Source organism: Corynebacterium sp., from assembly GCF_012837295.1.
GTDB lineage: Bacteria > Actinomycetota > Actinomycetes > Mycobacteriales > Mycobacteriaceae > Corynebacterium.
The window spans coordinates 1-11,318 of record NZ_DURI01000255.1 but is presented as its reverse complement, the minus strand read 5'-3'; the positions used below and the strand labels follow the sequence as shown (position 1 = coordinate 11,318).

The 11,318-nt window shown below is 67.2% G+C and carries 11 protein-coding genes; 2 read left to right on the top strand and 9 right to left on the bottom strand.

Annotation, left to right across the window (positions count from 1 at the left end):
- The first annotated feature begins 3 nt into the window (after positions 1-3).
- Complete coding sequence (locus tag GX015_RS08480) at positions 4-714, top strand: alpha-ketoglutarate-dependent dioxygenase AlkB (RefSeq protein ID WP_291344339.1); 711 nt, start codon at positions 4-6, stop codon at positions 712-714.
- A 35-nt stretch (positions 715-749) separates the two neighbouring features.
- On the opposite strand, the gene GX015_RS08475 is transcribed toward GX015_RS08480, so the two are convergent.
- The 5 genes from GX015_RS08475 to glnA form a co-directional block, all read right to left on the bottom strand.
- Positions 750-1,247, bottom strand: coding sequence for a hypothetical protein (locus GX015_RS08475; RefSeq protein ID WP_291344335.1), 498 nt, complete (start codon positions 1,245-1,247; stop codon positions 750-752).
- Positions 1,248-1,604: 357 nt separating this feature from the next.
- The gene (locus GX015_RS08470) at positions 1,605-2,441 is read right to left on the bottom strand and encodes a DUF1206 domain-containing protein (RefSeq protein ID WP_291344333.1); all 837 of its coding nucleotides are present in this window, start codon (positions 2,439-2,441) and stop codon (positions 1,605-1,607) included.
- Between the two features lie 154 nt (positions 2,442-2,595).
- Positions 2,596-3,489 carry a hypothetical protein gene (locus GX015_RS08465; protein WP_291344331.1) on the bottom strand — a complete coding sequence of 298 codons (894 nt, stop codon included), beginning with the start codon at positions 3,487-3,489 and terminating at the stop codon, positions 2,596-2,598.
- Positions 3,490-3,630: 141 nt separating this feature from the next.
- Positions 3,631-4,218, bottom strand: coding sequence for a hypothetical protein (locus GX015_RS08460; RefSeq protein ID WP_291344329.1), 588 nt, complete (start codon positions 4,216-4,218; stop codon positions 3,631-3,633).
- A gap of 168 nt (positions 4,219-4,386) precedes the next feature.
- Positions 4,387-5,823, bottom strand: a complete 1,437-nt coding sequence (gene glnA / locus GX015_RS08455) for a type I glutamate--ammonia ligase (protein ID WP_291344326.1) — start codon at positions 5,821-5,823, stop codon at positions 4,387-4,389.
- Between the two features lie 210 nt (positions 5,824-6,033).
- On the opposite strand from glnA, the gene GX015_RS08450 reads away from it, so the two are divergent.
- Positions 6,034-6,552 (top strand): RDD family protein, encoded by a 519-nt coding sequence (locus tag GX015_RS08450; protein WP_291344324.1) that lies wholly within the window; start codon positions 6,034-6,036, stop codon positions 6,550-6,552.
- Between the two features lie 309 nt (positions 6,553-6,861).
- Here GX015_RS08450 and GX015_RS08445 read toward each other — a convergent pair whose 3' ends face one another.
- From GX015_RS08445 to lipB, 4 genes are all read right to left on the bottom strand, one after another.
- On the bottom strand, positions 6,862-8,481 hold the full coding sequence (locus tag GX015_RS08445; RefSeq protein ID WP_291344322.1) for an aspartate:alanine exchanger family transporter: 1,620 nt from the start codon (positions 8,479-8,481) through the stop codon (positions 6,862-6,864).
- A 158-nt stretch (positions 8,482-8,639) separates the two neighbouring features.
- Complete coding sequence (locus GX015_RS08440; RefSeq protein ID WP_291344320.1) at positions 8,640-9,422, bottom strand: DUF4191 domain-containing protein; 783 nt, start codon at positions 9,420-9,422, stop codon at positions 8,640-8,642.
- 101 nt (positions 9,423-9,523) lie between these two features.
- Positions 9,524-10,564, bottom strand: coding sequence for a lipoyl synthase (gene lipA / locus GX015_RS08435; protein WP_291344318.1), 1,041 nt, complete (start codon positions 10,562-10,564; stop codon positions 9,524-9,526).
- A gap of 10 nt (positions 10,565-10,574) precedes the next feature.
- Positions 10,575-11,279, bottom strand: a complete 705-nt coding sequence (lipB, locus tag GX015_RS08430; RefSeq protein WP_291344337.1) for a lipoyl(octanoyl) transferase LipB — start codon at positions 11,277-11,279, stop codon at positions 10,575-10,577.
- Between the last annotated feature and the right edge of the window lie 39 nt (positions 11,280-11,318).

The window sequence follows — 11,318 nt, the reverse complement described above, 5'->3', positions numbered from 1 at the left end:
GTCATCGCGCCGGGCGCGGTGTGGCTGCCGGGGTTCCTGGATCTGCGGCAGCAGGCGTGGCTGGCCGATCGTTTCCGCGAGTGGGCCGCCGGCCCCGTGCCCGCCCGCGCCGCCGCCATCCACGGCAAACCGATGAGCGTGCGCACCGTGTGCCTGGGCTGGCATTGGCGGCCGTACGAGTACACGCGCACCGCGATCGACGTCAACGGCAACCCCGTCCTGCCGTTCCCGGAGTGGATGGTGCGTCTGGGCCGCGCGGCCGTCGAGGCGGCGGCGACGGTGGAGGAGACCGCGGCGGGCTCCACGCTGCTTCGCGGGACTGCGGCAGACGGCGGGGGCGCGGGGCCGTCGTCAAGCAATGGCCCCGGATCCGTGCGGAGCTATACCCCGGATGCCGCGCTGGCGAACTGGTACGACGCCGACGCGCGGATGGGCATGCACCAGGACCGCGACGAGGTCAGCCGCGCGCCCGTGGTGAGCCTGTCCATCGGCGACGCGTGCACGTTCCGCTTCGGCAACCCCGACAACCGCAATCGTCCGTACCGGAACGTGGTGCTCGAATCCGGCGACGTCTTCGTCTTCGGCGGACCCTCGCGCCTGGCGTATCACGGGGTCACGGCCATCCATCCGGGCACGGCGCCCGCGGGATGCGGGCTGGCGGCGGGTCGGATCAACATCACGCTGCGCGAGACCGGGCTGGGTCAGCTTGCTTGACGACGCCCACGCGCACCCGGTTCGGCCGCGTCGCACTACCGCGACGGCCGCCAGCCCGACCACTGTTGCGTGTTCGTAAAGGGCGTTGAGTTGGTGGACAGCTGATTCGTCGGCCCCCGCCAAATCCGGTCGGTAAGTTGCCGCACGATATCGGCGATCCAAAGAAGCACGATGGCCATGAACAGTAGTCCGCTCAAGTCCTCCATGTCGTTTCCAATCAACCAGGATCCCAATGCATCGGCGATCATGGCCATGACTCTCGCAAAGATTGCGAGCGCGCCGAGAATCAGCGATATCACGACCTTGGCTTTGAGGAGGCGCCCTTCCCGCTCGTGATGCCGCATCTGCATCCGCTCGAGAATCTCGGCTTCCTTGATGCGGGTCTCGTCAACCGACTTGTAGGTGTAGGTGTTGTCGTTGTCGCCGATGAGGATGTGGGTTCCGCAATAGACGCAGTAGCAGGAACCTTCCTTGGGCGGCAACGGCACCGATTCGTTGCACTTGGGGCAGACGACTGGGGTGGCTTGCATCATTTCTCCACATCTGGAAGGCGAAGGGGAAGGAACGGTTACATTCCCACACGGCTCAGAATGGATGAGGTGCAGTCATTTGGTGCAGTTGTCGAACGCAACTGACCGACCTCCCCAAGCGCGACCGGGAAGCTCCGGGCCTCCGGTGTGGGGGTGCGGGGCCGGCTCCATGGATCGAAAACATGCTTGCCGGTTCAGCATCCAAACCAACATAGCTTTTTCTAAACGGAGGTGGGTAATGGAAGAGGGGGCTGCCTATCAGCTACCTCCCCCCCCAAGTCGCATTGGCCAATGGCTGCTGCGTCGGCGCGAGGAAGGGCATGCACCGGGACCGCGTCGAGAGGTGAGGCTCCGTGGCCGTCAGCGCTGGACGTACCGGGCGCGGGCGATGGAGTAGAGGCCGTAGAGGGCGACGCCCACGCCCACGACGAAGAGCATCACGGTGCCCGCGGGCTGCTCGCCCAGCGTGCGCAGCGCCGAATCGAGGCCGGCGGCCTTCTCCGGATCGTTGGTCCACGCCGCCATGGCGATGAGCACGCCCAGAATGCCGAACGCGATGCCGCGGGCGATGTAGCCGACGACGCCCGCGGTGACGATGGCCGACCCGACGTGGCCGGATTCGGCGCCGGCCTCGAGATCGTCCTTGAAGTCCTTCGTCGCGCCCTTCCAGATGGAGTAGAGGCCGACCCCGAGCACGACCAACCCGGCAGCGATGACCAGGGCCACGCCCAACGGCTGCTCCATCACCTTGGCGGTGACGTCCGTGGCCGTGTCGCCGTCGGAAGTCGAGGCGCCGCGGGCGAACGTCGCGGTGGTGAAGGCCAGCGAGGAGTAGACCACGGCGAGCACGAAGCTCTTCGCCTTGTCCTTTGCCTCGTCTTCCACGAAAATGCCGACCAACCGCCAGATCACCAGGCCGACGAGGCCGGCGACGGCGAACCACAGGAGGGCCTGGCCGCCCGGCTTGTCGGCGATCTCGGCCAGCGCGCCCGAGTTCGAGGCTTCCTCGCCGCCGCCGTCGCCGGTGGCGATGCGGATGGCGAACCAGCCGATGATCAGGTGGAGGACGCCGAGGACCACGTACCCGACGCGGGCGAGCATCTGCAGCGCCCGACTGTTGTCCGCTTTGTTCGCGCCGCGATCGGCATGGTCCTTCGCCCGGGCGCCGATTCCGCCCGCGGTGTTCTTCGCGCTCATGAACGCCATTATCCTCCACCGGGAAACGAAGTTCCACGGAAACGGCGGGTCGTCGCCAAGCCGTGACATAACGGAACCGGGGGGCGCCCTCATGTGGGCGCACCGGGACGCAAGTGGGCCGGAAAAGGACGGCCGACGGCGACCGGGCCCGGGGTCAGCTCCGGATGTCGAAGGTCTCGAGCGGCTCCGGTCCCGAAATGACGCGGCGCGTCACCTGCAGGATCCCGTCCTCGTTCGGATCGACGCGCCACCGGACCAACGCGATGGTGGGGCCGACGATCTCCAGTGCGGTGATGTGCGACGGGTAAACGCAACTGCCGGCATTGAAATACGGCATGTCGCCAGCCCCCGGGAACTTCTCCCAGTGCGTGTGGCCGCAGACCAGCGCAGTGCGATTCTTGCGGATCCACTTGACGTAATTGCGCTCCACCTTGTGCCGCTTGTACGAGTTTGCGACGGGGCTCGTCGGGCTGTGGAATCCGAGCCTGTGCATGTACTTCCAGAAAAGCCGCACCATCAGGCGGTTGAAGCGCCACGCCTGATCATTCGGGAGATCACCCTGCTGGCCGTGGACGAGCAGGATCTCCTGGCCCGTGCCGTCCCGGCGGAACACGACCGCCTCAACCGGCTCGATCCCCTCGAAAAACGGCCGGACCTCGCCCGTGCCGGGATGCTCCGTGCTCCAGAGGTGTTCGCGGACGAAGCCGGGCTCCTGGAGCATGACGTCGTGGTTTCCCCACATCCGAATCAGTCTTCCGGCCCGGTGAAAATCGAGATGGCGCTGCCACACCGCACGATTCGCGCGGATGATGTGCTTGTAGTCGTACTCCCACAACTCGTCGCCGTCGCCGGCCTCGACGTAGGTGAAGCCCTCGCGCCAGTAATGGTCGAGGGCCGCGGTGTATGAATTCTTGTTCTTCAGGAATTCGTCCGACTTCGACCCGTCCCCGCGATGGCAATCGCTCATGATGACGTAGCGCGACTCATCGTCGATCGTCTCGATCCGGGCACCCCGGTACGCCTCGGTGAGGCGCTGCATGGTCTTCAACGGAAATCACTCCAGCGAATGTCGGCTCTGCAATCGAGCATAGATCCGAACGCGGATCGCTTCCCGACGAAATGCGCCCCGCCCGGCGTGGAGGCCGAATCGGGGCGCGATCGTGCGTCGTCAGGCAATCGCCGGAAGCCGTCAGAACTGCGGGTTCTGGTCATCCGGGTGCAGGAAGAGGACGCCGATGATCGCATCGTGCTTGTCGAACGCGATCCGGGCCACCCACTCACCGGCTTCGTGGTGCAGGGGGACGACCGCGATGACCGTGCCCAGCACCTTGCCCGCCAGCAAGCCCAGGGGGTTGACGTCCGATTTGCGGCCCTTCGGGTGGGTCATTTCCACGGCGCCCGTGCCGTGCAGGGCGCCGGTATCGGCCAGCATCGACGACCACACGTCCATGATCGACGACCACGGCAGATCCTTCCGGATCGAGTGGGAGAGCATGCCGGTGCCGGCTTCCTCTTCGTTGCGGCTGACGTGACCGATGAATTTCTCGGCCAACTGCGGGAGCGGGTCGATGGGGCGCGGGCTCATGGGAACTCCTGTCCGCGGATCGGTGACTTTCCCGAACCGCTTGAATGCTGCCTGTCGGGTCATGCCGAGTTCGGCGCCGATCTGAGCCCAGCTTTTTCCTTCGTCGTGGGCTCGTGTCACTGCGCTGATCAGTTGATCCTCGGCTGCGGCGATCGCTCGCCGCGCTTCGTGAATGTCCTTGAACGTGTCCACGACGACCAGTCAACCAGAAGTTGACAATGGCGTCAACCGTCAGTTGACATAAAGCGAACACCGCCCGCGCCCCGTGACGGGGAGCGGGCGGTGTTCGTCGTGAAGCGAGGGGAGGGCGGGAGGGAACCGCGCGGCAAGCCGCAGCGGGCCCCTGACCGCGACCGCGGACTAGCAGTCGTAGTACATCTCGAACTCCTGCGGCGTCGGGCGCAGGCGGACGGGCTCGATCTCGGTGGTGTACTTGTAATCGATGTACGTCTGGATCAGGTCCTCGGTGAACACGTCGCCCTCGAGCAGGAACTCGTGGTCCTCGCGCAGCGCGGCCAGCGACGCCTCGAGCGAAGTGGGGGCCTGCGGGATGTCCGCGGCCTCCTCCGGGGGCAGCTCGTAGAGGTCCTTGTCCACCGGCGCATGCGGCTCGATGCGGTTCTTGATGCCGTCCAGGCCGGCCATCATCATCGCCGCGAAGCCCAGGTACGGGTTGCCCGACGGGTCCGGCGCGCGGAACTCGACGCGCTTGGCCTTCGGGTTCGAGCCGGTGATCGGGATGCGGACCGCGGCGGAGCGGTTGCGCTGCGAGTACACCAGGTTGATCGGCGCCTCGAAGCCCTTGACCAGGCGGTGGTAGGAGTTCAGCGTCGGGTTGGTGAACGCCAGCACCGCGCCGGCGTGCTCCAGGATGCCGCCGATGAAGTAGCGCGCCATGTCCGACAGCCCGCCGTAGCCGGACTCGTCGTAGAACAGCGGCTCGCCGTCCTTCCACAGCGACATGTGGGCGTGCATGCCCGAGCCGTTGTCGTCGGCCAGCGGCTTCGGCATGAAGGTCACCGACTTGTTGTTGCGCCACGCGACGTTCTTGATGATGTACTTGAAGCTCTGCAGGTCATCCGCCGCATGCAGCATGGAGTTGAACTTGTAGTTGATCTCCTGCTGGCCGCCGGTGCCGACCTCGTGGTGCTGGCGCTCCAGCTCGAAGCCGGCCTCCGCCAGGTGCATGCACATCTCGTCGCGCAGGTCCTGGTAGTGGTCGTACGGGGCGACGGGGAAGTAGCCGCCCTTCATGCGGGTCTTGTAACCCAGGTTCGGGGAGCCATCCGGGTTCTCGTCCTTGCCGCGGTTCCACCAGCCCTCGACGGAGTCGACCTCGTAGTAGCCGGCGTGGGCGTCGGTGCGGAACTTCACGGAGTCGAAGATGTAGAACTCGGCCTCGGCGCCGAAGAAGCAGGTGTCGGCGATGCCGGTGGACTGCAGGTACTCCTCGGCCTTGCGGGCGATGTTGCGGGGGTCGCGGGAGAACGGCTCGAGGGTGAAGGGGTCGTGGACGAAGAACTTGATGTTCAGCGTCTTGGCCTTGCGGAACGGGTCGATGCGCGCGGTCTTCAGATCCGGCAGCAGCGTCATGTCGGATTCGTCGATCGTGGTGAAGCCGCGGATGGACGACCCGTCGAACGCCAGGCCCTCGGCAGCGGCATCCTCGTCGAAGGCCGAGGCCGGGATGGTGAAGTGCTGTTCGGTACCGGGAACGTCGGTGAAGCGGACGTCGACGAACTCGATGCCCTCCTCCTCGATGTACTTGACGACCTCGGCGGGGGAGGTGAAGTTCATGTGCGACTCCTAACGTGGCGAATGTCGTAATCCACCTTAACGAAAATCGCCCCGCCCGTTTACGCCCCTCAGGCGTAACGCGCGCCACACGCGGGTTCCGCGGCGGGGCGTCTATGCGGGGAGGGGTGTCGCGGTGCCCCGGGTTTTTCCGCTTGACGACGGGTCGGCCGACGTTCGTCGCAAAGCTCCCGCCCGCTACACTGTTGCCCCATGGCCGACAAGAGCAATTGGCTCGAAGGACCCCAGGTCCCCGGGCAGTTCGACGACCCCGACAACCTTTCCTCCTACCCCGGGCAGAATCTGGGGCTCGCGCAGGCGGGGGAGGGATCGCAGGCGTCGCTGCTGCGGCGCGTCGGCGGCATCATGCTCGACTGGATGGTCAGCATGTTCCTCACCGCCGCCGTGTACCCCTTCGCCGGGCCCAGCCAGGAGCAGGCGGAGCAGTTCGGCGACCCGTTCATCGCGTGGCAGTCGTTCACCGCGACCTGGACTTTCCTCATCTTCCTCGTCGTCGGCACCGTGTCCGTGTGGCTGTTCGGCCGCACGCCGGGCCAGGCGATGCTGCGCATGGGCGTCGCCCGCGTCGACGTGCCCGGGGCGAAGGTGGGCCTGTGGCGCGCGTTCCTCCGCTCCTTCCTGACGCTGCTGCTCCTGCCGCCGGCCGTCCAGGACTCCGACCTGCGCGGCATGCACGACCGCGCCACCGGCACCGCCGTCATCCGCGGTTAGGTCCCGCCGGATCGGCGCGGCACGATTGGCGCGGCCGGATCGGCTTCGGCCGGCCTCGCGCCGGACGCACCGGACGCACCGGCACCGCCGACCCCGTGCCGCCCTGCGTCGCCGCCGAAAACGAAATCCGCCGCCGCCCCTCATCGGGGGCGGCGGCGGTTTCACTATGTACACATGTGTAAATCGTCCCGTGGCTTCGCTCACTTCGCGCCGCAACGGGCCCTTTTGGGGGATCCGGCGGCCCGTGCGGGCGCGGTGCCGCAGTCGACTCGGGTGAGCGGAAGCGGCCCCGCCGACGAGGACCGCGGTCTACACCAGCGCGACGACGAGGATCTGCGCCAGGATGATCTTCACGATCATCGCCATCGGATACACCGTCGTATAGCCCATCGCGGGAAGCTCGTTTTTGGCCTGGTCGTTGACGTACGTCAGCACCGCGGGGTGCGTCTGCAGGCCCGCCAGGATGCCCGCGGTCTGGCCGAAGGGGATCTTCAGCATCTTGTGGCCCACGATGAGCGTCAGCAGCGCCGAGCTCAGCGCGATCGCCGCCGCCAGGCCCAACACGGTCAGCGAGGACGGGTCGGCAAGGGCCTCCTTGAATCCCGCGCCGGCGGTGGTGCCGATGCCCGCCAGGAACAGCGCCAGACCCACCTGACGGAAGGCCAGGTTCGCCGAGTAGGGGATCGGCCAGACCAGCGGACCCGTGCGGCCCAGGGCGCCCAAGACCAGCGCCACCACGAGGGGGCCGCCCGCGGAACCCAGCTTCAGCGTCACACCGCCCGGGATCGGGATCGGGATCATGCCCACGGCGACGCCCAGGAGCAGGCCGAGGATCATCGGCAGCAGGTTGACGTCGGAAAGCTTCTTGTACGAGTCGCCGAAGAACTTCGTGGCCTCGCCGATGCGGTCCGGGGTGGCCACGACGCGCACGCGGTCGCCCAGCTCCAACTTCATGGCGGGGGACGCCACCATGTCCAGGTCACCGCGGCGGATGCGGGTGATGACCATGCCGTTCATCTTGGTGTGCAGGTGCTCCAGCGGGACGCCGCAGACGTCGCCGGAGGACACGAAGATGCGGCGGTACTCCAGGCGGCCGTCGCTGGTCGGGTCGCCCGGCAGCAGCTCGCCGATGCGCTCGGCGGCGTGGCCGATGATCTCCTCGGTGCCGACCACCGACACGACGTCGCCGACGTCGATGGTGTCGCCTTCGGCCGGCACGTACAGGTGGCCCTTGTGCTCGATGCGGGAAATGATGATGTCCAGGCCGAATGCGGCGGGCATGTCCGTCACCGACGGCAGATCGGCCTTGGTGACCTCCACGCGGCGCGTGTGCAGCGGCAGCGCCGCCACGCCGGCTTCGAGGGCCTCGCGGTCATGATCGACGCGGAACACCTTCGCCATGATGCCGATCGAGGCGATCACCGCCAGCACGCCGATGGGGTAGGCCAGCGAGTAGCCGATGACCGGCATCTCCAGCTTGCTCTGCAACTCGGCGTCGTCCGAGATCACGCTGGGCAGCGCGTCGACGACCGCGGCCAAGGCCGGGGTATTGGTCAGCGCGCCGGTGAACGTGCCCGCGCCCTCGACGTTGTCGATGGGGAACAGCGTGATCAGCAAGAACGCCTCGACTGCCACCACTGCCAGAATGGCCAAGCCGAACAGATTGTGGCGGATACCCGTCGATTTCAGCGACGCGAAGAACTCCGGCCCCGATTCCAGGCCGATGGTGTACACGAACAGGGCGAGGCCGACGATGTAGATCAACGGCGGGATCTGGATCCCGGGTTCGAAGGTGGCCAGGCCCAGGCCGACGAACAGTACGGCGGCGATGCCGAGCTTGAAGCCGAAGATGCGGATCTGCCCCACGGCCAGACCGATGCCCATGATGACGAGCAAGGCCAACAGCTGGTTTTCAACGAGTATTTGCACGAGCCCCATCGTGGCACATCCTAAGACTTAACACCCGTTGAGTGATCCACGTCGCCCGAGCCCCTCACCAGGGAAAACGTGAGTTTGCCCGAAACGGCCACACCGCCGCCACCCCGTTCGGGGGCGCGGCGGTGCCGGAACCGGAAAGGCGGGAAAACCTAGCCCCGCTTCTCCTGGCGCTGTTGCATGCGGCGCGCGCGGCGGTTCATCGACTGCTGGCGGGCGCCCTTGGGCAGCGGGCCCTTCGGCAGCGCGGCGCGGGCGTCGCGGATCTTCTCCATCGACTCCACACGGGAGGCTAGCTTGTTGGCCTCGTCCTTGTTGTAGTTGCGCGGGAACCGCAGCATCTCGCGCTGCAGCTTCTTCACCGGCACCTGACCCTCGCCGGAGCCCGACATCATCTCGTAGATCGGCGTATCGCCGAGGAAGCGCGCGAGCGTCTTCTTCTCGCGGGCCATCATGGCCTTCACGCGATTCTCGTCGCCCTCGCCGACCAGGACCACGCCCGGGTTGCCGATGACGCGGTGCACCGCATCGAGCTGCTGATTGGCCTGCGCGGCCGTCTTCACGTGCCACACCGTGCCCACGCCGGAACGCATGTTCTCCAGCGCCCAGCCCGCGGCGCCCATCTGGCCCTCGGCCTCGGAGTAGAACGACGACTCCAGGCGCTTGGTGAAAATCCACATCGCCAGCGCGAAACCGATGGACAGGCCGAGCAGCGGCAGGAACCACGCCCACATGCCGCCGATCAACAGGCCGATCAGCAGCAGCACCAGCACCGGGGCCAGCAGCCCCAGCAGCATGTACGGGATCAGCTTCTTGTCGCGGGCCTTCTGCATCTTGAAGGCCTGCCACAGCTGGCCGCGGGTCTCCTTGCGCTTACCGCGCTTGGCCGCCCGCTCGGCCTTCTTCGACGCCTTCAGCTCGTCCTTGTTCGCCATGGCCACAACTCTAGGGCATGCACGATTCCGGGGACGAAACGGCCCGGCACGCACGTGGCGAGCCGGGCCGGGGGTCGTCGCAAAGCAAAATGCGACGCAAACTACCGCGCCGGGGAGACCTCGGCGTCCTTCGACGAGCCGTAGCGCTCCAGCAGGGACGAAGCCTCCTGGTTGGTGGAGACGTCCTCCGCCAGCGCGGACAGGTGCTCGGGCAGCTGCTCGCCGCGGGCGGCCAGCGCACGCGCGAACAGGCGGCCGGCACGGTACGACGAACGCACCAGCGGACCGGCCATGACGCCGGCGAAGCCCATGTCGTACGCGGCCTCCGACAGCTCGACGAATTCCTCCGGCTTCACCCACCGGTCGATCGGGTGGTGCATCGCCGACGGCCGCAGGTACTGCGTGATGGTCAGGATGTCGCAGCCCGCATCGTGCAGATCCTGCATCGCGCCCAGAATCTCGTCCCGGTCCTCGCCCATGCCCAGGATCAGGTTCGACTTGGTCACCAGGCCGGCGGCGCGGGCGCGGGAGATCATCTCCAGGCTGCGGTCGTAGCGGAACGCCGGGCGGATCTTCTTGAAGATGCGCGGCACCGTCTCGATGTTGTGCGCGAACACGTCCGGACGGGCCTCGAACACGGCCTCCGCCGCCTCGCCGTCGCCGCGGAAATCATCGACCAGCAGCTCCACGCCCGTGCCCGGGTTCAGCTCGCGGATCTGGCGGCACGTCTCGGCGTACAGCCACGACGCGCCATCCGGCAGATCGTCGCGCGCCACGCCCGTCACCGTCGCGTAGCGCAGCCCCATCTCGCGGACCGACTCCGCCACGCGGCGCGGCTCATCGCGATCCAGCGCCTCCGGCTTGCCCGTCGCGATGTTGCAGAAATCGCAGCGCCGCGTGCACTGGTCGCCGCCGATGAGGAACGTCGCCTCCCGGTCCTCCCAGCACTCGTACAGGTTCGGGCAATTCGCCTCCTGGCACACGGTGTGCAGCGACGCGCCCGACACGCGCTTCTTCATCGCCTTGTACTCCGGACCCGTCTTCGCGGTGGTGCGGATCCAGGACGGCTTGTGCTCGATGGGCGTCTCGGCGTTTTTCGCCTCGATGCGCAGCAAACGACGACCTTCAGGTGCGGTAGACATGCCAATCACCCTACAGATCGTGCTTTTCGACGCGAAGGTCGCCGTCCAGAGCGGCGGCGATAGCCGAAGTCAAAGGTTCCCGCAGGTCGGCGACCGTGACGTCGCGGCCGAGTTCGGCGCTCAACGTGGTCACCCCGGCGTCCGCGATGCCGCACGGAACGATGTGCCCGTAGTAGTCCAACGTGTTGTTGCAGTTGAGCGCCACGCCGTGCATGGTCACCCCGTGCGTCACGCGGATGCCGATCGCCGCGACCTTCCGCGACGGCTTCAGCTCCCCGCCGACGACCCCCGCCGGCAGCCACACGCCCGAGCGGCCCTCGACGCGGCCGGCGTCGTCAAGCCCCATGCCCCGGACCACGTGGATGACTGCCTCCTCGATGCGCCGCACGTAATCGACGACGTCCATCGGCTCCGCCAACTTCACGATCGGATAGCACACCAGCTGCCCCGGCCCATGCCACGTGATGCGGCCGCCGCGGTCGACGTCGACGACCGGCAGTCCGTTGTCGGGGCGATCCTCCGGCTGCGTGCGCTTGCCGGCCGTGTACGTGCTCGGGTGCTCGAGCGCCCACAGCTGGTCGCCCGTGGTGCCGGCGGCGCGGGCCGCGGCGGCGTCGGCCTGCTCTTGCCACGTGTCCACGTAATCGACGGTGCCCAGGTCGATGATCTCCATCGGGTCGGACGAGGCGCGGATCGAGTCCGCGGGGTGCGTCATCGGGGTGGCGGCGGTGGGGCCGTCGGCGGCGGTGGTGGT

Coding starts and splice junctions, on each gene's coding strand:
- GX015_RS08475 (WP_291344335.1), bottom strand. CDS start 1,247: ATGATGCAAGCCACCCCAGTCGTCTGCCCCAAGTGCAACGAATCGGTG.
- GX015_RS08470 (WP_291344333.1), bottom strand. CDS start 2,441: ATGAGCGCGAAGAACACCGCGGGCGGAATCGGCGCCCGGGCGAAGGAC.
- glnA (WP_291344326.1), bottom strand. CDS start 5,823: ATGAACTTCACCTCCCCCGCCGAGGTCGTCAAGTACATCGAGGAGGAG.
- GX015_RS08450 (WP_291344324.1), top strand. CDS start 6,034: ATGGCCGACAAGAGCAATTGGCTCGAAGGACCCCAGGTCCCCGGGCAG.
- GX015_RS08440 (WP_291344320.1), bottom strand. CDS start 9,422: ATGGCGAACAAGGACGAGCTGAAGGCGTCGAAGAAGGCCGAGCGGGCG.
- lipA (WP_291344318.1), bottom strand. CDS start 10,564: ATGTCTACCGCACCTGAAGGTCGTCGTTTGCTGCGCATCGAGGCGAAA.
- lipB (WP_291344337.1), bottom strand. CDS start 11,279: ATGACGCACCCCGCGGACTCGATCCGCGCCTCGTCCGACCCGATGGAG.